The 1,038-nt window shown below is 77.0% G+C and carries 1 protein-coding gene; it reads left to right on the top strand.

Going from position 1 to position 1,038, the window contains the following annotated elements; genetic code table 11:
- Positions 1 to 1,038 (top strand): type VII secretion-associated serine protease mycosin (mycP, locus tag AC30CM_RS26910; protein WP_490119963.1); only part of this gene is annotated, 1,038 nt, incomplete at both ends.

The following is a 1,038-nucleotide window of genomic DNA, read 5'->3' as shown; positions in this document are numbered from 1 at the left end:
CGCGGCCGCGCTGCCGCGTCCGGCGGCGCCGTCGCCTCCCGCGCCGACCGAGCGCGTCGAGCAGTGCCGCACCCCCGCCACGACCCAGGACGGCGGCACCCCGGTCCTCACCGCGGCCGCCGCCCGGGTGCTGTGGCGACTGAGTCGCGGTGCGGGACAGACGGTTGCGGTGATCGACACCGGAGTGGCACGGCATCGCCTGCTGCCCCGGCTGGTGCCCGGCGGGGACTACGTGTCGAGCGGGGACGGGACGCAGGACTGCGATGCGCACGGCACCATGGTGGCGGGCCTCGTCGCCGGCGTCGCCGACGGCGGCTTCGCGGGCATCGCGCCCGAGGCCACCATCCTCTCGATCCGGCAGTCCAGCGCCACCTACCGCGTGGTCGGCGACGGCGAGGCGGGCGTCGGCGACGTGCGGACCATGGCCCAGGCGGTGCGCACCGCGGCCGACGCCGGAGCCACCGTCGTCAACGTGTCGTCGGTGGCCTGCGGCCCCGCCGACGAGGCGATGGACGACCGGGCCCTCGGTGCGGCCCTGGCCTACGCCGTCGACGTGAAGAACGTCGTCGTGGTGGTCGCTGCGGGCAATGCCGGCGGATCCGGCGGATCCGGCGGGTGCGGGGAACAGAACCCGGTGGCGGGCAACGTCCCGGACTGGGCGGGCGTGCGCACCGTGGCCAGCCCGTCCTGGTACGACGACTACGTGCTGACGGTCGGCGCCGTCGACCGCGAGGGCCGTCCGGCGGACTTCAGCCTCGCCGGTCCGTGGGTGGACGTGGCCGCGCCGGGACGGGACCTGGTGTCGCTGGCACCCAGCGGCGACGGGCTCGTCGGCGGTCTGTCCGGCACCAGTTACGCCGCGCCCGTGGTGGCGGGGCTGGCCGCCGTGATCCGGGCGCGCTCGCCCGAACTGTCGGCACGGCAGGTGATGGCACGCATCGAGGCCACCGCCATCCGGCCGGCGGCGGGCTGGGATCCCCGCGTCGGTAACGGCGTCGTGGACCCGGTGGCGGCGGTGGGCGGTGCGGCGGCCCCGCC

Source organism: Mycobacterium sp. DHQP2018-32-09, assembly GCF_058148405.1.
Note: the sequence above shows the minus strand (reverse complement) of the source record. Positions and strands in the feature narration are given on the sequence as shown.